Raw genomic sequence first — 21474 nt, forward strand, 5'->3', positions numbered from 1 at the left:
TCTTTTGTCTGAACTAAGGCAAGAATGAACCAGAGCCGCATTCTTTCTTTCGACGGCTCTGAGGGAGACCAGAGTGCGTCGTCGCGAGTTGTTGCAACATGGGCTTGGTGCTGCTGCCTTGCTTTCGTCTCGAGCAATCCTTGCATGGGCAGGGCCTGACTCGGGACCGGTGGTTCGCACTACCGCGGGCGACGTGCGCGGCACGGTGCGCGACGGCATCGCCAACTTCCTGGGCATTCCATATGGAGCTGATACGAAGGCGCGTCGATTCCAGGCGCCAGCTCCAGTAGCACCCTGGAAAGGCATTCGCGATGCCACAGCCTGGGCAGACCGCTCTCCGCAGCTTGGTGGGGGAGGCGCCCGCCGCGAAGAGACGCGGACGAATACTGAGACATATCATCTGCCGCCCGACGAAGGACCGATCAGCGAAAACTGTCTCCATCTGAATGTATGGACTCCCTCGCCATCGCGCGCGGGACATGAACGACGGCCGGTGCTCTTTTATATCCACGGCGGGGCCTACAATAGCGGCACCGTTAATGCGTCGCTCTATGACGGAACACGGCTGGCGCGCCGCGGCGACGCTGTAGTAGTGACGGTCAATCACCGTCTGAATGCCTTTGGATTTCTTTATCTCGCCGAGCTGGCGGATGACCCGGCGTATGCAGACTCCGGGAACGTGGGCATGCTGGACCTGGTGCTGGCTCTGCGCTGGGTGCGTGACAACATCGCGGCCTTTGGCGGCGACCCGAACCGGGTCACAATCTGGGGACAGTCTGGAGGCGGGGCCAAGTGTGCCACGCTGATGGCGATGCCGGCGGCGCACGGTCTCTTTCATCGCGTCATGAGCATGAGCGGCCAGCAGGTTACCGCTGCTCCAAAGAAGATCGCCACCGAGCGCACGCGTGCGTTTTTAGCAAAGCTTGGATTAGATCACCTCTCCGGCAAAGACCTGAGGCAGAAACTCGATGTGCTGCCGCTTGAGGCACTGGAGGAGGCGGCGCGTGTCAGCAGCGCCTGGCTTCCCGTCGTCGATGGTGGCGCCTTGCCGCGCGATCCGTTTGATCCAGATGCGCCTCCGCTCTCCGCAAACGTTCCCATGATTCTCGGAAACACGCATGACGAGATCCGCGGCCTGATCGGCGGCTCCCAGCCTGCCCTCTTTTCTCTTACATGGGAGGAAGCACCGGCGGCCCTGACGAAGAATATCGGCAGCTTCCTCGGTGGTATCGATCCTAAGGACGTTGTAGCGAAATATCGGCACTGGTATCCGCAGTACTCGCCCTCAGATGTGTTCTTTGCCGCGGCGACCGCGTTTCGATCATGGCCGGGGCAGGTGATTGAAGCGGAGCGGCGTGCGCAGAGTCCGGCAGCAAGCTGCACCTGGGTTTATCAGATGGACTGGCCATCGCCAGTTGCAGGCGGAAAATTTGGCGCTCCGCACACGCTCGATATCCCGTTTTACTTCGATAACCTGGCACTCTCTCCGGGGATGGTCGGCGCCACCGCCGAAGATGTGCGCCGCGCTCAGCCTCTGGCCGATGCCATGAGCGAGACTCTGCTGGCTTACGCCAAAACCGGGAATCCGAACAATCCCGCAATCCCGCGGTGGCCTGCTTATGACCTCTCGAAGCGTTTTACGATGACTTGGGACAATAAGCCGTCAATTGTCTCCGATCCTCGCGGAGAAGAACGAAAATTGGCGGCACAAGCCCATTACCACCAGCCAGGTACGTGATCAGCTTCTCTATTGAAACGTTTCGATTCGATTTGACGGAAGGAAATCCCGATCCTTATAGTTCAGGCGAGCGCCCTAGGGTGTATCTCCTTGCCGTTTTGAACTGGAGTCCTGTGATTCGTCCTGCTGTTTTTGCTCTCTCGCTTGCCGCCTTGAGTGTCGTCGCTGTGGCACAAGACACGCGCCATGTCACCGAGCCCGTCATCCCCGCAGCTTGTACCGTACTCAAGGCAAAACTGCATGCGGAGAACAACGCTCTGCCGGAAGAGGACGAGCAGAAACTCGATACGGAGCGCATCCAGCACGCGCTCGATACCTGCGGGGGTGGAAAAGCGGTGGCGCTGCGCGCTGACGGCGCGTTGAATGCATTTCTCAGTGGTCCGCTGGAGCTGCGCGAGGGCGTCACGCTGTTGGTGGACAAAGGGGTAACGCTCTATGGTTCACGCGATCCCAAGCTCTATGACACCAAGCCCGGCGGATGCGGCACCTCCGGTCCTGAGAGCTCGCCTTGCAGGCCACTCATCAGCGTGAAGGATGTGAAGAATGCCGCGATCATGGGCGATGGAGCCATCGATGGCCGTGGCGGAAGCCAGTTGATCGGCAAAAGCTATAGCTGGTGGCAGCAGTCGCGCGCGGCTGAGCCGACGAATACCAAGTACTCCGCACCACGGCTGCTGATTGCGAATCACGCCGATGGCCTGATCCTGTATCGCATCCGTCTGCATAACTCGCCCAATTTCCACGTCGCTGTGGGGAACACCAACGGATTCACTGTTTGGGGAGTGCATCTGCTTACGCCCACCGTGCGCGGAACAGATGCACGCAATACAGACGGTATCGACCCTGGCAGTTCTGGGAACGTCACTGTCACTAAAAGCTGGATCGACAATGGCGATGACAACATCGCCATCAAGGCCGGCGTGCACCACATGAGCGTGATCGACAACCACTTCTACAGCGGACACGGCATGTCGATGGGCTCCGAGGCGCGCGATGAGTCCGACATCCTGGTGGATACGCTGACGCTCGATCACACGACCAGCGGAGTCCGTATCAAGAGCAACGTGCAACGCGGCGGCATCGTCCGTGGTGTGACCTATCGCAACCTCTGTCTGCGCGATGTTCCCGTGCCGATCTCCATCAGCCCGTTCTATAACGGACAAACGACGGACGGCATCGACGATCTCGGCATGAAGGGACCGCTGACTCCCGACTACAAGGGTATTCGGATTGAGAACTTCATCAGTTTGACGCCCGGTATCGTCCAGGTCGCTGGGCTTAACGCAGAGCATTCCACGGAACTGACTCTGGATGGCGTCGACGTGCGCGGTGTAAAGCCCGAGCAGGTGCGTGCCCGTTACAGTTCCATCACCGTCGGACCGAAGGGCGCAAACTTCACCTTTACCGGCTCCGGAGTGACGGCGACGACGCCGACGCCAAAGGTGAAGATGGACTTTAGTTGCGATAACAAGTTTGTCCCGTACCAGGACTAGGAGAAGACCATGCGGATTGCTGCCAGAAGCCTGGGTGCACTGTTTCTCTGCGCTGCCTTTACCGGCGCTGTCGCCGAAGATGCGTATGTCGGTTCGCAGCCGGCCCAGCGCAGGCCAGGGACAACGTTGCGTGTCGATCTGATCGGTGATTCCACGCAGACCGGCAACGCCGGGTATGGCCGCGGCTTCTGCGCCAATCTATCAGAGAAGGTTGACTGTCTGAACATGGCCAAGGGCGGCGCCAGTACCAAGACCTATCGCGAGCTTGGCCTCTGGGATCGCAGCCTGAGCACAAAGCCCGATTACATGCTGATTCAGTTCGGGCACAACGATATGGAGACGGCAGAGCATCTGGACCGGCAGGTCTCCATGGCGGACTACGAGAAGAACCTGCGCCGCTACGTGGAAGAAGCGCGTGCCCACAGCATCAAGCCGGTGCTCGTGACTCCATTGACACGCCGCTACTTCGAAAACGACGGCAAGATCCATAGCGATCTGCTGGTGCACGCCGCGACCATGAAACGGGTTGCTACCGAGATGCAGGTGCCGCTGATCGATCTGCAGTCTGAGAGCATTGCCTATCTGGATGGCATCGGCGAGCAGGCAGGACTGAAGCTCGGCATTACCAAGAAAGACAAGGACGGAAAACTGCATCCGGACAAGACGCACCTTGATTGGCAGGGAAGCTACGTCTTCGGCCGCATCGTCGCCATCGATCTCGGCAAAGCTGTTCCTGCGCTGCGCCAGTATGTGCGCGCCAATGCGGCGGAGCTTCCTCCTGAGGGGCAGCTTGCCATGCGTGTCATCCAAGGGGCGCCCTTCAAGGTTGTGCTGACCGGTGATTCAACGGTCGCGCTTGAGGGAGGCTGGGGGCCTGGCTTCTGTGCGACGCTTACGCCGAATGTTACCTGTGTCGATCTGGCGCAGAACGGCCGCAGCACGAAGAGCTACATCGATGAAGGCTGGTGGAAGAAGGCGCTGGACGAGAAGGGAAGCTATTACTTCATCCAGTTCGGCCACAACGATCAGAAAGATGACCCGAAGCGGCACGCCGATCCTGATGGCTTGTACAGCGAGAACCTGAGGCGGTTTATTCAGGATGTCCGTTCCATCGGCGGCATACCGATCATTGTCAGTTCTCTCTCTCGCCGGAACTACAAGGATGGCAAGCTGGTGAAGGACGGCCTGGAGGAGTACTCGGCTGCAGCTCGCCGTGTGGCTGCGGAAGAGAAAGTGACGTTTGTCGATCTCTTCAGCCTCTCGCAACATTTCCTGTCGGCGAAAACCCAGGAAGAGGCCGATGCGTTCAACGCGACGACCCATCCTGACGCCAATGCCGAGAACGGCAGTGCAGTGAAGCCAGACCGGACGCACCTGAACGACAAGGGCAAAGCGGTCTTCGGGCGCATGGTGGCGGACAATGTCATCCGCACGCAGGTGGAGCTTGGACCGAATGTCAATGGGCTTCCGGAGGGAGCAACTCCGGTCCTGCAGCAGGCTGCACCGACCGACGGGCACTAGACTGGAACCCATTTCATCCAACAAAGGAGCTGTTCCGTGAACGTTTGTCGCTTGGCGGCGCATCTGCTGATCGTGGCTGCATGTACATCGCCCGCACTGGCCGCAGGGAGTTTGAAGACCTTGACTGTCGCACAACAGGGCAAAGCCGACTTCCGCACCGTGCAGGAAGCAGTTGATCATGCTCCGGCAGAAGGAGCCATCATCCGCATCGCTCCGGGAAAGTACCGCGAGAAGATTCACATCAGCACGCAAAATATTGAGCTGATCGGCACTGGCAAACAGCCGCAGGATGTCGTCCTGAGCTGGAACGATTCCGCAAAATCCGCCGGTGGCACCGGCAAGAGCGGAAGTGTGAGTGTCGATGCGGACGGATTTGCCGCTGAGAATCTCACTATCGAGAACACCTGGGAGCTCGAGCACGAGCGTCTCGAAGAAGGGTCTCAGGCTGTAGCACTGCTGATGAGCTCAGATAAAGCAGTGCTCGATCGCGTGCGCCTTCTGGGCGCCCAGGACACCCTCTACGCGAACAGCCGCACCTGCCATGACAATCTGCCGAAAGATGGCAGCGCCCCCGCTCCAGGACGTACGGCCTGCCTTGCCTCGCGGCAGTATTTTCATGACTGCTATATCGAAGGGCATGTCGACTACATCTTCGGCGACGCCAAGGCTGTCTTTGATCATTGCGAACTGCATTCCCGCCACCACGACACCGTCATGCTGACGGCGCAAAGCAAGCATTTTCCGGAAGAGGACTCCGGCTACTACTTCCTGCATTGCCGCATTACCGGGCAGGATGTCGGTGACAAAGTAGTCCTTGGCCGTCCCTGGAGGGATTACTCTACTGTGCTGTTCTACGACACAGATGTAGAGCAGAAGATTGCGGCCGATGGATGGTCAGAGTGGAGCGGCCGCCTGAAGACCAGCAACTACCGGGAGTACAAGTCCCATGGTCCCGGGGTGAACGGCGGGCATAGGATCGTCAGCTATCCGCCGCTCTCGCCCGACGAGGAAAAATTCTGGACGCCTTCGGAGCTGCTCGGTTCTCCGGATCGCTGGGATCCCGTGGCAGGAGTGGCTCGGCTGCGCAAACTGGTTCATTAGGTATTGGTCTGACCATTGCCCTATTGAAACTATTTCTAGAAGACACGCCAGCGGTTCAGAAGGGAAGGGTCTTTAGGCCGTTGTCGGCCTCTGATTGTTTGCTGGAAGTCTCTGGAAATAAAGAGGAAAAGTCCTCTTCCACGACGTACTCCCGAGGGCAGGTCAAGCGGCTTGATACCCAGAAACAATTAAAACGCTTCGATTAACCAAAATTGCCGATTAAATCTGACATTTCACTGGTAACTCTTCCTCCATTACCGAACCGTTTCAATGCGGAAAACTCTGTTTGACTCTCATGTTTTCACCAGCGTAACATTCGCACACTCTCGAATTTCGAGACCGAGTCGGCGCATGAGGGTAGGCGCACGGCGGATGATCGCGGCGAAGGTATGCCAGCGAGTTCACTTTTAGGAGTAACCAATGACGTTTCGTTCTTCAATCTCTCGGCTAACGCTTGCAGTTGGTCTGACCAAAGGGGCCGCTCGTTATGTGACACCTCTGGCTCTGGCTGCAGTGTTGTCGGTCTCTGCCAGCGCGCAGCTCGCCGGTAAGGGATCAATCAATGGCCGCATCGTAGACGGCACCGGCGCTGTGGTGCCTGATGCGTCCGTCACCATCACTGACGTCGGCACCAACAAGAAGGTGACCGTTCAGACAAACTCGTCTGGTGAGTACACGTTTTCTCTCGATCCGGGTAAGTACACTATCATCGTCTCGCGGCAGGGTTTCAAGACCGTTACGCAGGAAAATGTCAACGTAAATGCGCTGCAGACCTTTTCGGTGGATCTGACCCTGCCTACTGGTGAGGCAACGGAGTCTGTCACAGTCTCCGACGCTCCTCCGACGCTCGAGACCTCGAACGCAACGCTGGGTGTGACCATCGAACAGGAGCAGTATTCTGCTCTTCCCTTGATCCAGGATGGCGGCGGTCAGCGCCGTGCGACCGACTTCGCGTCATTGCTGCCGGGCGTCAGCGCTCAGGTGACAAATGGCAATCAGACTACCAATGCCGGTATCGTAAATGGCGGCGGCAGCCGTGGCGCTGTTTCAGCTATCTACATCAACGGCGTGCCAATTACTTCCGTAGCTGGCGAAGGCGATCCGCGCTTTGTCTGGACCTCTATGGCCGTTGACGCGATCGAGCAGTTCCAGGTTCAGACCGTCGGCTATTCAGCAATTTATGAAGGCCAGGGTGTTCAGAATTACGTCGTCAAACGCGGTACGAACAGCATCCATGGAGCGGCCTACGACTACTTCCGTGATACCGGGCTGGACACATGGGGTTTCCAGAAGACCCCGAACCCGCTGACGGGCCAGCTTCAGAAGCCAACTGAGCACCAACATGAGTATGGACTCTTTGTCGGTTTCCCAATCATCAAGGACAAGCTGTTTGTCTTCGGCGGTTATGAAGGGTATCGCTTCTCGCGTCAGGTTCCGTTCCAATCCATGACGATCCCGACGCTGAAGATGCGCCAGGGTGACTTCACTGAACTGGCAACCGGTTGCACCGCGTCAAGCAATCCAGCCTCTGGCTGCCTTTATGATCCTGACACGACCACTGTCCAGGGTAGCGGTTATAAGCGTAATGGGTTTGCGGGAAATATCATCCCGGTTTCGCGTCAGTCAGCCGTGGCACGTCGGCTCCAGTCGTATCTTCCGGCTCCGACGACCAACACTGTCAATAATAACTACCTCGTGAACTACAAGACAGGTTTGAGCAACTGGACCACGACGAACCGGATCGACTACACGATCAATAGCAAGCAGGCTCTTTCGGTAGTGCTGGCCTGGGGCCGCCAATCAACGACAGCTCCTGCCGCCGTGACAGTTTCGTCCTCGTCCAACGGTATGCCGCCACCGTACATCTCATCGCAGCAGTTTGCTCCGAAGACAAAGGTATTTCTCTTCGAACATACCTACGCGATCACGCCACGCATCACGAATCAGATCAACTACGCCTTCGGTCGCTATGACGGTCCTGGATTTAACCAGGACATGGGCAACGGCTGGGGCGCCGCAGCGAATGGAATCTCTGGTCTGCCCACTGGGCAGGCTCAGGATTCATTCCCGACGGTAACATTTACCGGCAACACTAATATCAATCGTTGGGCTGGCTACTCCAGTAATCGTCCAGTTGCGAACGGCTTCGTGCTGGTCGATAACCTGCAGTACAACAAAGGGAATCACACATTCACCTTCGGTGCGCAGATTGCATGGATGCAGTACAACTTCCTTAACAATGCGACCGGTGTGAACCCACTACAGTTGACCTTCAACAGCACAGCCACTGGTGCTTTCACCGTCACCAACAACGCTCCCACAACGTCTATCAATTCGGCGACTGGGCAGGCATACGCCAGCTACCTGATTGGTGCAGTGAACACGGGTACATTCACTCTGTCTGCTGTCCCGGAAACAGGTGCGCGCTTCCGTCCGATCTCACCCTATGTTCAGGACAACTGGAAGATTACCTCGAAGCTGACGCTGGATCTGGGTGTGCGTTTCGACTACTTCCCAAGCTACCGTGAAGTGAAGAACCGGTTTGCCTATTTCGACCCGAATGCAACCAACCCAGTGGTTGGAATCAAGGGCGCGGTGGCTTTCGGCGGCTACGGTTCCGGTAAGTGCAACTGCGATCGCCCGGTGAATGACTACTTCAAGGGCTTCAGCCCGCGCGTTGGTTTTGCGTACCAGCTCGACCCGAAAACGGTTATTCGCGGAAGCTATAGCGTTATCTATACTCACGGAAATGCGAATGGCGGCAGCGCCACTGCCCGTCAGGGTGTTGGTCTGCTCGGCTATAGCGTGAGCCCTAGCACGACCTTCACTCAACCTACTTCTGGACAGGTTGGCTCGCAGTACTGGAAGCTTGATACAACCTTCCCGTCGTACGCAGCCCCACCGAACCTTGATCCAGCCATCGGTACTTACAACACCACACTCATTTCCAGCCCTGCTCAGACGCCTTCGTATGCGGATCCAAACTACGGCGGCCGTGCACCTCAGTTCATCAACTGGAACTTCGGTATCCAGCGTGAGCTCACTCCGAGCACTACGCTGACCATGAGTTATGTCGGTTCGAAGGGGCACTTCCTTCAGCCGGACAGCCTGAACGGCCGTGGCGTTGCTTCGAACCAGCTCGACCCGAAGTATCTGACTCTCGGTTCGCTGCTCGGCTCGTCGGCATCGTCGGCATCCGCTCGTGCCTCTGCAGGTGTAACGCTGCCATATGCCAGCTTTGGCGGCGTAGGTAACCCCACTATCAGTCAGTTGCTCAAGCCTTTTCCGCAGTACAACAGCATCAGCGATGCTTACGGCTTTGTGGGTAACACCAGCTTCCACGCACTGCAGATCTATATCACGAAGCGCCTGACCAACGGTCTCACGTTCATGACCAACTACCAGTGGTCGCGTACGATCGATAACAACGGTACTTTCCGTTCGGGTTATGACATCCCGGCTTCTGTATCCTCTGACGGGCAGTTCCATGCTGCTCGTTCTCTCGATCAGAGCTTGTCTCTCGGAGATCAGCGTCACAAATTCGTGACGACCGGCGCGTATAACCTGCCATTTGGTACGGGTGTGTTAGGCGGTGGTTCGCGCTGGTCTCGCGTTGCCTTCGGTGGCTTCCGTCTGTCGGGAATTTTCACGGCATATTCAGGAGCCCCCGTGTCGATCACGATGAACTCGTGCAACTCGAACCCGTCTCAGAATGCTTGCTATCCGTTGATGAATCCCAACTATGTTGGCAATGGCCGTCTGCAGGGGGTAGGTGCACGTCCTTTGACCTCGGCTGAGGTTGGAAGCAAGCAGTTCCTGGATCCGAACGCATTTATCTCCTACATTGGTAATCAGGCGCTGTATGACTACAAGTTCAGCACGACGGCACGCACTGCTCCGTATGCTGGGCTCTTCCAGCCGGGTAACTACAAGCTGGATATGAGTCTGCGTCGTGCGATTGACCTGCCTCATGTGGGATCGTTCGAGTCGTCGAAGCTCGTTCTGGAAGCTGATTACTTCAACGTAACCAACCACACCCGCTTTGTGTACAGCCAATCAAACGCTGTATTGAACACCTTCGGTAGCTCCAGCTACGGAACGATGGTCGTCGACACCTCGTCGCCGATCAACCGTGCGTTGCAGCTTGCTGCCCGCATCGAGTTCTAGCTCTCAACCGTGAAAGCCGCCGGTTCGCTGGCGGCTTTCCTTTGGCTATTTTGTTCGCCACCCGTAATTAATTTAGGTTGTCCCTTGTTCCTCAGGAGAAATCATCCGCATGGATCGTCGTTCGTTTCTGCGTAACAGCACGCTTGCCGGCGCTGCCTCTGCTCTGAAATTCGAAGCCGCATACGGGCAGAAGAATTCGCAGACTCTGCCTACGGCAAGCGCGCGCAGTGTGCGCTACAGCGATGCGCAATTTGATATGTCCGATGACGGTTGGCGTCTCTGGCTCGACCGCAATGCCGAGTGGAAGAATGACACCATCTATCTGCCAAACGATGTAAAGCTCGGATCGCTACCCGTCAACTCTCCGACCGGCGGATGGCAGATTCTCACCGCGAAGCAGGGAATCGGCGTCCATCTTCCTGCGACAGCAGAGCAGTTCTTCTGGGGAATCAATGGTTACTTTCCCTATAAGGACGAATACAAGTTTGAAACCACTGACGATCAAGTAAAGAACGGCGCCTACTACGGCGTCTCCTGGTTTTGGCGCGAGATTGCTATCCCAAAATCATTTGCCGGCAAGCGCATCCTGCTGCACATTCGCGGAGCACGCCAGCGCGCCGAGGTCTATCTGAATCAGAAGCTCGTGGGCTACTCCATCATGGAAGAGCTGCCCTTCGAGTGCGATCTGACCTCTGCGGCTCTGCCGGGTCAGAGCAATACACTCGCGATTCGCATCACCAACCCTGGCGGACGTCTGGACTGGGTCGATGGCAACCGCCTGAACTGGGGCGGCATGGAGTTCCAGAAGAGCCACGGCTTCGGCGGTATCGATCGCGGCATGGTGCTCAGTGCACATGGGCCGGTCCGCATTGCCGATAACTGGGCTTTGAATACTCCAGAGCCAATGCGCATTCTGGCGCACGCGCTGCTTGAGAACAGCAGTAATCAGGCGCTCTCCGGTAAGGTTTGTCTGTAGTGATGTCCGACAGCGAACAGGTGCTTACAACTCTGGAAGCTGCTGCCACGGTGGAACCGGGGAAGACCGCCATCGTCAAGGCCGAACTCACTGCGGCTTCCGCAAAGATATGGGATCTCGATACGCCGCACGTCTACCGTCTGCGTGCGGAGTGGGTCGCAGACGGCAAGTCCGTCGCGGTACGTGATGTGGACTTCGGTTTCCGCTGGATCACAACCGATGGCGTCGGCAAGGACGCAGTCATCCGCCTCAATGGGCGGCGCATCCGAATCTACACCTCGATCTCCTGGGGCTTCTGGGCGCTCAACGGCCTGTTTCCATCGCCTGAGCTGGCGGAAAAAGAGGTCCGGGTTGCCAAGCAGTTCAACCTCAATGCACTGAACTTCCATCGCAACCTTGGCAAAGAAGATGTGCTCTATGTGCAGGACCGTCTTGGCCTGTTGCGCTGCCTTGAGCCAGGCGGCGGCAGCCAGGCTTTTGTTCCCGCTTCACAGGGGCATCAGAGCGCCCGGCGTTATATGGAAGCCAAGATCCGAGGCATGATCCGCGCCTTCCGCAGCCATCCATCGGTGGTGCACTACATCATCCAGAACGAAACAACGCTCGATCCGCAGAGTCCCGATGTGGCAGCACTCTTCGAGCTGATGCAGGCGGAAGATCCAAGCCGCACCATCGTCGGAAACGATGGCTTCGTGATGCGCGCGCCGCAAGCATGGGCAGAGCCCTACAGTAGCGAGATCCACCGCTCCAAGGGTAAGGCTACCGAAGAGGGAGGCGCCGGCGGTTGGTGGGTCGATCACACCGGCCACTTCTCCGATGTATGGCAGGACACCTATTACAACTCGAAGGACGACTTCTATTACCGCTCGCCAGTGAAAGCCGAGATTGTTGAGTGGGGCGAGATGAAGGGGGCAGCCTCCATCGATAACCACGCCAGCGTGCTGCGGCAGATCCGCAGCAGCGGCGGCGTCAGTTACGACAAGTTCGATCATGAAGAACAACTGGCGGCCTATGAGAAGTTCCTGGATCGGTGGAGCTTCCGCCATGCTTTCCCAACCGCTGAAAAACTCTTCCTCTCGATCGGCCGTCGAGCATACGAGTCCTGGGGGGCAGTTCCTGGAGAACGTCCGCATCTGCGACGAAAACGATATTGCGGCCATCAGCGGCTGGGAGTCGACAGCTATGGAGAACCACTCCGGCCTGGTGGATAACTTCCGCGACTTCAAAGCCGATCCGCGGGCGATCTCAAACTCGTTGCGGCCCGTCCTGCCAGTCGCGAAGCAGAAGCACATCGTTCTGAAGACAGGCGACAGCGTCGTTTTCGATACGTGGCTGCTGAACGATACTGATCGTCCGGTAACCGGGAAGTTAACGCTCACCCTCACGAGTCCTGATGGAAGAACCTCGCAGATTGCGCAGTACGATGCGCCGGCTTTCCGCAAGGATCAGCTTTCGTATCTACTGCAGGAAAACGTGACAACACCGGTACTCGCAAGTGCCGGAACCTGGCTAGCTCGCTTTACCTTGAGCGGGCATCCTGAAGTGACGCATGAAGTTTCATTGCTGGTAGTCGACCCGGCTCCCTCCTCTCTGCGGCCGCTTCGGGTTGGAACCACACAGCTCTCATCACAGGTGGAGCAGACACTCAAGAAGATCACAGGCATCACGGTTGAACCCCTGGTGGAAGGTGCTTCGTACGACGTTCTGATCGGCTCCGGTGGATCGGCGGAAGCATCGAAGAACCTTGCCGTGGATGCAGAAGGTGCGTACAAGCCCGGCGCCGGACCGCTCAAGGAGTTCACGCTGCCAGAAGGTGTTCTCGCAGCGATAAGGGCCGGTACTCCCTTACTGGCGATTACACCTACGGATGGGCAGTCCATTGGTGTCGCGAAGCAGTTGGCTGCGCTCGGGGCATTTGAGTTTCACGGCATGGTCGGAGCCTCACGTGCTTCCTGGATGGGCTCCTGGTATTTCATTCGCAAGCATCCGCTCTACGACGGCATGCCGGCTGACCAGGCGATGAGCATTCATTACCAGGTCAAGGGTGGAGGCTCCAACGGCTGGATGATCGAGGGCCCCTCGGTGGAGATTCCCTGTGCCTATGCTCGCGATCATGACCGTAACATCGGTGCGGGTACGCTCACTACGCGAGTAGGCAACACCCCGATAGTGCTGCATCGCATCGCGGACATGCATCCGGTCTTGCTACAGCGTTTTATAGCAAATGCGCTTGCCTGGCTGACAACGAAGAGAACCGCTTAACGGTTATGGTTTCCTCTTGTTCTCTCGTTCAGGTAAGCTTATAGGCCCTATCCTTTCCAGGAGATTTGCGTTGGCAGTTTCACCGAAGGCGGACGCGCATAAAACGAAGCGGTCCAGCCGAATCAAGATTCAGGACGTGGCCAGGATGGCCCAGGTCTCATTGAGCACCGTCTCCGGTGTGCTCAACGAGAAAGACAACATACGTCCTGAGACACGTCAGCGTGTGTTAGACGTCATTGAGCAGCTCGGCTATACCCCGAATATCTTTGCCAGCAATCTGGCGCGCCGGCGCACCAAGCTGATCGGCATTATCGTCTCTGACCTGCTGAATCCATTCTTCGCGGAGATTGCAAAAGCCCTGGATACGCAGGCCCGGGCATTGGGTTACGAGACTTTTCTTGCCTCCACCAGCTTTCATCCGGAACAGCAATACGCCGCCGTGCGTCAGATGCTTGCCCTGCGTGTTGCCGGCATTGCCATGATGACTTCGGAGAACGATCCGGAAGCCTTCTCACTGCTGAAGAGCAGCGGCACGCCGACGGTGTATCTGGATAATCCCCATGCAGGTCCGCACATTGGTACGGTTCGCGTGGACAAGCGACACGGTATGTTCATTGCGGTACAGCACCTGCTGGAGCTCGGACATCGCCGGATCCTTCTGATCAAGAACTCGCAGCAGAGTCTTTCGGAACCGCCCGAGCCGCCCATGCTCTCCCACATGGAACGCCAGATCGGGTTCGAAGAGGCTCTATTGCAGTACAACCCGAAGGAAATGGACGTGCACATCATCGACGAAGCCGGAGAACCTGCCGCCGCCGGTCTGCGCGCCGTCCAGCGCGCGCTGGAGCGCTATCGGTTTACAGCGGTCGTGGCGATCAATGATCTTGTTGCCCTGGGAGCATTTCGCGGACTGCAGGCAGCCGGCCTTTCGATTCCGGAGGATGTCTCGGTCGTAGGGTTCGACAACACCTATCTCTGTGATTTCCTGCATCCGCCGCTGACGACGGTAGCGACACCGCGCGGGGATCTGGCTCGCAGTGTCCTCTCCATGCTGAACGCTTATATCGATGGCGCCGAGCAGCCGAGCGAACCCATGCTCTCCGCCAGCATCGTTCTGCGTGAGTCGACAGCAAAGCCACCCGCAGACTAGAGCATTTCTCCTGTTGCTGGGTATTCCGGGAGAAGCGTGCAGCGGCGTTTTCATTGCGGAAAACGCCGCCCATAGATGCACAAGCCCCGCACTACACCTACAGGAGAAATTCTCTAGCGGTATGGCATGCCCTAGCGCATTTCTCCTAAAACTGTAGCTTTGGAAAAATCTGCGAATGCTGTTTTCTTCGCGGAAAACGGCGCAAACAGCCAAAACTCCGCTCTACACCGTTAGGAGAAATGCCCTAGCGCAGCACGTAAGGATCTTTCGCCGTAATCGCATCGGGAACTTTGGTCGGTGGCAGGGCCGTTGCGCCCTGCAGGCCAGTGCCGCTCACATTGACAGTGCTGAGCAGCGGGCCGTCGAAGCCGGTTACGGAGATGCCCTTAAGGGACACATGCTGCATGTTCGCCAGTGAGATGCCTTTGCGGCAGGTGCCCGAGACGTTCTCGAGAACGAAGCCGTCGAGTGGCTTGGCCGGATGAATGTTGACTGCCTCTACAAGAACGGGCATATCGGTTACACGGATATTGCGGAACTGAAAGTTCCGGATGGTAGGGATGCCGTCGGTGCCGGGAACAGGAGCCTCGTCCTGTTTGCCGCTATCGAGGATATTGAGCCGCAGGAAGCCCATCTGGGCACCCGAGACTTCGAGGTCGTTCATGAAGATGTTCTCCAGAAACGCTCCGCGACCCGGCCGGCTCTTGATGTAAATCGCGAATGTTTTCGCACTGAGGCACTTGCAGTGCTCGACGTGCACGTTCCGGATGCCTGCCGAGGTTTCGCTGCCGATGCCGATGCATGCCCAGTGCAGATCATGGAAGGTGCAGTTGGAGATGCGCACGTCCTCCGTGGGGCGGGCGATCGTGTTGCCTTCCATGCCACGGCCCGACTTCAGCGAGATGCAATCATCGGCGGTATTGAACTCACAATGATCGATCACTACGTGTTTGCAGGAGTCGACGTCGATGCCATCGGCTCCCCCATGGACGGTCACATTCTGGAAAGTAACGTCTTCGCAATAGACAGGGTGAATCGACCACATGTCATTCTGCTGCGTGTAGAGGTTCTCCACTCGTATGTGGCGGCAATGAACGAACTCCAGCAGGGCGGGATGGCGCATGCCCGTTGCCCGGTCTACGCGGCCGGCAATGGCAGTATTCCCAAGAATCTTTCCTTGCCCGGTCAGAGTAATGTTCTCCGCATCGACTGCGGTCACCAGCGCCGGGTATCCCTTGATCCACTTCCCCTCCCATCGGACCTGGGTCAAAGGATAGTCGGCCAGATCGGGTGAGCCTTTGAGCGTGGCTGCCTCTTCAATGCGCAGGATCGTATTGGAGCGCAATGTGATGGTGCCCACGAGATATTCGCCCGCGGGAATCAGGACCTCGCCTCCACCAAGCACACCACAGCGGTCGAGTGCCTGCTGTACGGCAAGCGTATCTTTCGTCGCTCCGTCACCCTTTGCGCCAAAATCTCGGACATTCAAATGAACCGGGGCAGAAGATGTTTTTGCGGTCGCAATACGACTTGCTGCAGGAGTGGAGGATGCCTGGTTTGCCAGAGCTCTTGTAGCAAGCGGTAAGACAACTACAGCGCGAGCAGTATCTTTTAAAAACTTCCGGCGATCGGCCATTGTCACTCTCTCGGAGGGTAACGGTCTCGACAAGACTCAGGCGCGGGAAGCTCGGATATCGGAGCCTAAGCCACAAAAGCTGACAGCGATGAGAGTATCTTCGCACCTGAGGCCGGCTGCGTAATCTCGCGCAGCAATACTACGCGGGAGATGGAATGAGAGCTAGCGGCCAGTACGAGCGGTTCATGGAGAGCCGTCGTTTTAGGGCTGGCTAAGCGTCGCTAAATCAGCGGTCGCGAAGCAGACGCCAGATGCGACACGGGAAGAATTTTCCCTATGTCGCATCTGGCGCGAAGGCCCTACCGGATGACAGAGATAATGGCTGCTACCACCGCGAACTGGCTGGCGAAGCTGGAGTCGAAGATCGTGCGGAATTTATTGATCTTGAACGATTTTTCCGGAATAACAACCGTGTCTCCCGGGGCCAGCCGAAGACTGCCGAAAGCGCGTCCTTGCTCAGCCGAGACGATGGAGCCGTTTGCACGGATGACGAAGGCCCGGGAGGAATCGCCGGCAGTTGTGGAGCCTCCCGCAAGCGAGAGATAGTACTTTGCCTTGGCGAGGGGGGTGAAAATATATGAACTCTGGTTATTCACCGCTCCAATGACATTGACGGTGCTGGGACGCGGCGGAATGATCAATACATCGCCGTCTTCCGGCACCGGTAAATCCGTCACGGAGCCGGAATCCGGCATCGTGTTGAGAACTACGCGACCGGTTGCCTTCTGATTGCGAAGACGCCGTAACAACTCTGCCTGCAATACCGGCAAACTGGAGGCGGCGGAGGAAGCACTGCCTCCATTAACGGTGACATTAATTACCGAATGCTGAATCTCGGCGGTGAGGCGCTCAATATAGTCGTCGAGTCGTTGTTGCTGGGCAAGACGAGCAGATTCACGCGTAAACTCGGCCCCGAACGGGTAGGCATTAGAAGTAAGCCCCCCTGCCTTTTTCAGAACATCGGCCCAGCTTTCGTTATTTCCTACTGCGTAGACGCCAGCCATCGCGACTTCGCCCTCCACGCGGACGAACTTCGTCTGCTGTTCTCTCGGAACAGTAACGTCTGCCTGGGAGAAAATGGTGACGACATCTTCGGGTTGAAGTTCCTTATCCTCGCTCATGTCATGATCCAGAACCAGCTTTCCTAGATTGAAAGGGACCAGGGTGCTCTTGAGGGTAACTGGGTCTTTACGCTCGATGACAGCGTAACTCCAATCGATATCCGGGGCCGGAATGGTGATCTTTACTGCCTTCGCAGCTCCTTTACTGACCTGGTCGCGTCCTGAGATGGAGCCTTGATTGGGATATTGATCTCTGGTCCCAGCAGTTCCAGCAGCTCCAGTGGCTCCGTTTTGGTTCGGATAGGGGGGCGCTCCCGAAGCGCCGCCGGGGATGTCCTGATTGGGGTACTGCTGCCACATGGTCTGATCAGAGGTAGTGCCTGTTGTAGCCGTCCCATTGGGATACTGCTGTGAGGCAGCTTCGCGCGAAGTTATGCCCGTATCTCCAATGGCGTTGCGGCGTGTTGTTACCAGAGGCTGAAAGTCGGGTTCCACCGCCAGGCGATTGTGCGTGTACCAGTAGCCTTTGGTAAGCAGCGCGTTCTTCTCGGGGAGAATGTCGCTGAGTTTCAGACCTGCATGCCATGCAAATCGGAGCGGTTGCACAACATTACCGCGAAGGGTAACTACATTTGAAAAGGACGGAGGGAGTTCGGGGACGAAGATGATATCGCCATTGCGTACTGGGGTCTCTGTCAGGGCTGTCGACGGAATACGAAGGATGGTTCTGTTGTCGCCCGGAACGATGCGTTCAATTGTGAGAGGGGATTCGGCGGCGGTATTCAATCTTCCCCCAGCCAGACTCAGTGCCGCCTCTACGGACTCTCCGCCCAGCAATTCGTAGACCGCAGTATCCTTGACGCTACCGCCAATTGCGATCTGCTCGCCGACAGGGGGAATGAAAATTACGTCCCCAGGCATCAAACGGACATCTTTGGTTTTATCGCCAAACCGCAGAAAACGATACAGATCGACTTCCGTCACTGTTTCGCCACCGCGCCGTAGCTGGATCCGGCGGAATGAACCCGTATTGGCAGGGCCCCCGGACGAGAAGAGCGCACTGATGAGGGTGCTAAAGGAACTTACGGTATAGCTGCCAGGTTGCCGTGCCGCTCCTGTGACGAAGACCTGAATCGAACGCAGACGACCTAGCTCGACGGAGAGGTTGTAGTTGCGATAAATGCGGTCAACAGCGCCACGAATTGTGCTTTCCAGACTGCTGAATGGAATGCCGGCAACCGTAATTTTTCCAACTTGGGGAAGATAAATCGCTCCGGCACGATCGACGGAGACTCTCTGATTCATCGAGACGGATCCCCACATCCGAACCAGCACTTCATCTCCAGGAGCAAGCTGGTAATTGTCTGGCACCTGCATCGCGGTATTGGGTGGGTAATCGTTCGGATCACGGAAAAAGCGGCGTCCGAAGATAGAAGGCAAGGTACGAAACGTGTTTGCGGCTGCGAGTTGCAGCGGCAGTGGAGGCACCGACGGCTGTGTAAGCAAGCGTTCCCGGCGGGCGGCACTCTCCTGTTCCGGGCGAAGCGGGTTGCTGTCCCGTTGCTGTTGTTGCTGCTCTTGTTGCAAACTCTGATCGTCGAGTGAGGGATACGCGTACCCGTTCTGGGGACGTTGCACCCGGGGAGTAGGGGGGACATCCGTCTGCTGCTGCTGCTGCTGCGCGGCGGGATCGGGATATTGTGTTGTATTGTTCGTGCCCGCGCCATACTGAATGTCATACTGCTGCAGGATCGTCGTCGGGTTAACCGAAGGAGCCTGGCCGTGAATGGCTGATACCGATGCTGAAAAATAGCTGAAACAGGCGACGAATGTGATCAGGCGGATCTTGAAAGGCACGGACGCGGACTACTCCTCACTTTAGCAGCAGTATAGCTGCTGTCGCGCGATGACGGCAGCAGTGTTAAATCCCCTGCAGATTCTTCTGAACGAAGGATAATCTGACAAAAGCGGAAAATAACGAATGACCAATTTACTGCGCCTATGGGCACAGTCGTCCTATTCCTGGCCTAAAAGTGTGTCAGTCTTATGAGGTCAGTGTCAGAGTAAGACGTAGGTTTTTGCTCTCAGTTTCAAGCAATCTGAAAGCTGAAGATTGTTTGAAACCCCATTGAGGAAACTCACTACGGCTGACATGAATATGAAACAAACGGGTCTGATCCACCAATGGGTGACGTCTCCATTCTCGGTATACGTGTACTACCTAGGATAGCTGGTCGTTTCGAATCGACAAAATCCTCCCGAAATATGTCGACAAACCCACACCCACCGGGCGTCTTTAGGCGCGGAAAAGAAGAAAGGGTGTATGGATTCCCAGTAGGAATTGACGGTACGTAACCGGTACGGGCAAAGCCACTTATCGCGCATACTGTGCCGCTGCCTTGGCCTGGGCCTCAATGGACTCCCGGAACTGTTGTTTGATCTCGCCCGCGAGTGACTGCAGTGCCCCATTTTCGGTGAACTCTCTCAGGTGGGCGTCGATTGACCGCTCTGCATTCGTCACGGCGGCCTCAACACTAACGGGGTCATCCGCCTGTATGGACTGAAACATCATGTCTCCGTTGACCCGGGCGATCAGTTCGTCGAAGTCCTGTCGAAGCTGAGTTGCGGCCGTATCGCTGCCGACGGTGATGTTGATCTCACGGCTCATTGTATTTCTCCTGTTTCGGTTTGCTGGGGAAGATGGAGAGCCCAGGGGCTGACCTCTCCATAACCGGTGCGCTGCAAGCCTGCGGTCTCAAGAAGGTGTTCCAGAGACCGCCCCCCGACGATGACCAGCTCCTTTGTCTCCGGGGACTCGCGGAGATAGAGGTCGGCCTCCGCGAGCCACTCCGAAAGCTGTTGTGCCGAAGCCTGTGCAACGCTCCCAGAAGTTAATAATGGAAAGTAATACTTGAAGTTTTGAAACTCTCCCTCTGCCATATAACGCTTTAGCGTCTTCTGGGTGTGCTGCATATATCGCTGTGCCGCGGCGAGAGTATCGGCCTCGCGGAAGCACAGCAGGTTGGCAACCCCGCGGCCTCCCATGACCTCGTATGCGGCAAACGACTGCTGCACGTTCGAGACAAAGATGCACGACCGGTCGGCCAGCTTGGGCTGCGTACCGTATTCCATATTCAAGAGGTCATCGAACCTCAGCTTGCGGGGGGCTGCTTCTGAGGGGTCAAAGCAGAAGCCCATCGCGGGTGACCATTGACGAGCATGCGATCCGTAGACTTTGCTTCCGCCATCCTGGTGAAGTTGCTGCGTATCGAGCCAGAGAGCGGGGGTGGTGAGGCCAATTTTTTCAGCCGCCGCAAGCAGCCTTTTCACCAGATCAACGATCGGACGACGCACTTCTCCGGAGAGGGGAAAGGCGAGGTCCGGGACGCAGAACGCCTGAAACGGGCTGGCGCACTCTACCGGCGTGAGCTCGAGAACGGTTATGGCGGGCGCGGTGCTCATAGTGGGTACTCGTCTCCGTCCTTTTTGATCTCCTCCAGAAGCGCAACCATGCGCTCGTCGAAGTTCGGATCGCGAAAGGCCAGCAGAATGCCGCGATCCTGTTCGCTCTCGATGCAATAGGCCGAGAAAATCTCAAACCACCTTTGGCGATCGTCCGGCGATGCGTCCAGAAAGTGGGAGCTGTTAAAGCGAGGCAGCACAAACATCGAATGTTTCTTGGCAGGACCGTCCGGAAGATGAGCTGCAAAGATCTCACGGCTCTTCGCCAGGAACGGGTGCTGCAGCCGGGCCCCTTTTCGAATCATGGCAGCGAAGTCGGTACCTTTCATTGCAGGATGGGTTGCGAGGACGCGCGGAAGTTCAATCTTTGGCCCCGCAGGTTCCTGCCCGGCATCGATCCACAACATCAACATGCCCCCGGCTCCGAAGAAATCCTGCCGTTGCTGGGGCTGTTGTTCTCCTGCGAACCAGGCGCAGTACTCGGGGACCAGGTGATCAAGATTGAGCAAGCCATCGGAGCTGTGGTTCTCAGTGAGCTTCTTGATCTCCATCGACGTGGGGACCGCGGGCAGCTGCTGGTTGGGCGCGAGCAGCATGCCTGTCATGGGCCGGTAGTCAAACATCGTGTTGACAAAGCGCTCATTCAGGTCCGTGCGGGTGTACTTCAGGAGTAGAAAGTTCTCTGAGGTCTGCTTCTCTTGTTTCAGCTCTTCATCCAGCCGCGTGATGAACTTCAGGACCCACTCCCGTTGACGGAATTTGATCGGGAACTCGGATACCGGCAGCCAATAGAGCGAGATATCGTCGATGGCATTTGCGCGATGAAATGGCTCGAGCTGCCGCAACGACCTTACAGCAGTAAGACGGCGGCGGGCGGGTGTGGATACAAATTCTTGCGTCATGATGA

14 protein-coding genes are annotated in these 21474 nt (G+C 57.1%); 9 read left to right on the plus strand and 5 right to left on the minus strand.

The window, feature by feature from the left end; all coding sequences use genetic code 11:
- Window positions 1-73: 73 nt before the first annotated feature.
- From FTW19_RS10180 to FTW19_RS10220, 9 genes are all read left to right on the plus strand, one after another.
- The gene (locus tag FTW19_RS10180) at window positions 74-1738 is read left to right on the plus strand and encodes a carboxylesterase/lipase family protein (RefSeq protein ID WP_147647521.1); all 1665 of its coding nucleotides are present in this window, start codon (window positions 74-76) and stop codon (window positions 1736-1738) included.
- Between the two features lie 113 nt (window positions 1739-1851).
- Entirely contained in the window at window positions 1852-3231 is a 1380-nt protein-coding gene (locus FTW19_RS10185) for a glycoside hydrolase family 28 protein (protein WP_147647522.1), read from the plus strand.
- A gap of 9 nt (window positions 3232-3240) precedes the next feature.
- Window positions 3241-4752, plus strand: a complete 1512-nt coding sequence (locus tag FTW19_RS10190) for a GDSL-type esterase/lipase family protein (protein ID WP_147647523.1) — start codon at window positions 3241-3243, stop codon at window positions 4750-4752.
- Between the two features lie 36 nt (window positions 4753-4788).
- Window positions 4789-5853 (plus strand): pectinesterase family protein, encoded by a 1065-nt coding sequence (locus FTW19_RS10195; protein WP_147647524.1) that lies wholly within the window; start codon window positions 4789-4791, stop codon window positions 5851-5853.
- Between the two features lie 420 nt (window positions 5854-6273).
- A complete protein-coding gene (locus FTW19_RS10200; RefSeq protein ID WP_147647525.1) occupies window positions 6274-10020 on the plus strand; it encodes a TonB-dependent receptor in 3747 nt (1248 codons plus the stop codon).
- Between the two features lie 109 nt (window positions 10021-10129).
- A complete protein-coding gene (locus tag FTW19_RS10205) occupies window positions 10130-10996 on the plus strand; it encodes a sugar-binding domain-containing protein (RefSeq protein WP_147647526.1) in 867 nt (288 codons plus the stop codon).
- Window positions 10997-10998: 2 nt separating this feature from the next.
- Window positions 10999-12207, plus strand: a complete 1209-nt coding sequence (locus FTW19_RS10210) for a glycoside hydrolase family 2 TIM barrel-domain containing protein (RefSeq protein WP_147647527.1) — start codon at window positions 10999-11001, stop codon at window positions 12205-12207.
- A complete protein-coding gene (locus FTW19_RS10215) occupies window positions 12179-13258 on the plus strand; it encodes a hypothetical protein (protein WP_147647528.1) in 1080 nt (359 codons plus the stop codon). The genes FTW19_RS10210 and FTW19_RS10215 overlap by 29 nt, the downstream gene beginning before the upstream one ends.
- A gap of 70 nt (window positions 13259-13328) precedes the next feature.
- On the plus strand, window positions 13329-14408 hold the full coding sequence (locus FTW19_RS10220) for a LacI family DNA-binding transcriptional regulator (protein WP_147647529.1): 1080 nt from the start codon (window positions 13329-13331) through the stop codon (window positions 14406-14408).
- A 244-nt stretch (window positions 14409-14652) separates the two neighbouring features.
- Here the strand turns inward: FTW19_RS10220 and FTW19_RS10225 are convergent, their stop codons facing one another.
- The 5 genes from FTW19_RS10225 to FTW19_RS10245 all read right to left on the minus strand — a co-directional run bounded on the left by FTW19_RS10225 (window position 14653) and on the right by FTW19_RS10245 (window position 21469).
- The gene (locus FTW19_RS10225; RefSeq protein ID WP_147647530.1) at window positions 14653-16044 is read right to left on the minus strand and encodes a glycoside hydrolase family 28 protein; all 1392 of its coding nucleotides are present in this window, start codon (window positions 16042-16044) and stop codon (window positions 14653-14655) included.
- A 299-nt stretch (window positions 16045-16343) separates the two neighbouring features.
- Window positions 16344-18962, minus strand: coding sequence for a polysaccharide biosynthesis/export family protein (locus FTW19_RS10230; protein ID WP_147647531.1), 2619 nt, complete (start codon window positions 18960-18962; stop codon window positions 16344-16346).
- A 517-nt stretch (window positions 18963-19479) separates the two neighbouring features.
- A complete protein-coding gene (locus FTW19_RS10235) occupies window positions 19480-19773 on the minus strand; it encodes a hypothetical protein (RefSeq protein WP_147647532.1) in 294 nt (97 codons plus the stop codon).
- Window positions 19770-20567, minus strand: a complete 798-nt coding sequence (locus FTW19_RS10240) for a hypothetical protein (RefSeq protein WP_147647533.1) — start codon at window positions 20565-20567, stop codon at window positions 19770-19772. The genes FTW19_RS10235 and FTW19_RS10240 overlap by 4 nt, the downstream gene beginning before the upstream one ends.
- Window positions 20564-21469 carry a hypothetical protein gene (locus FTW19_RS10245; protein WP_147647534.1) on the minus strand — a complete coding sequence of 302 codons (906 nt, stop codon included), beginning with the start codon at window positions 21467-21469 and terminating at the stop codon, window positions 20564-20566. Before FTW19_RS10245 ends, FTW19_RS10240 begins: the two co-directional genes overlap by 4 nt.
- Window positions 21470-21474 lie beyond the last annotated feature (5 nt).

Source organism: Terriglobus albidus (assembly GCF_008000815.1).
GTDB lineage: Bacteria > Acidobacteriota > Terriglobia > Terriglobales > Acidobacteriaceae > Terriglobus > Terriglobus albidus_A.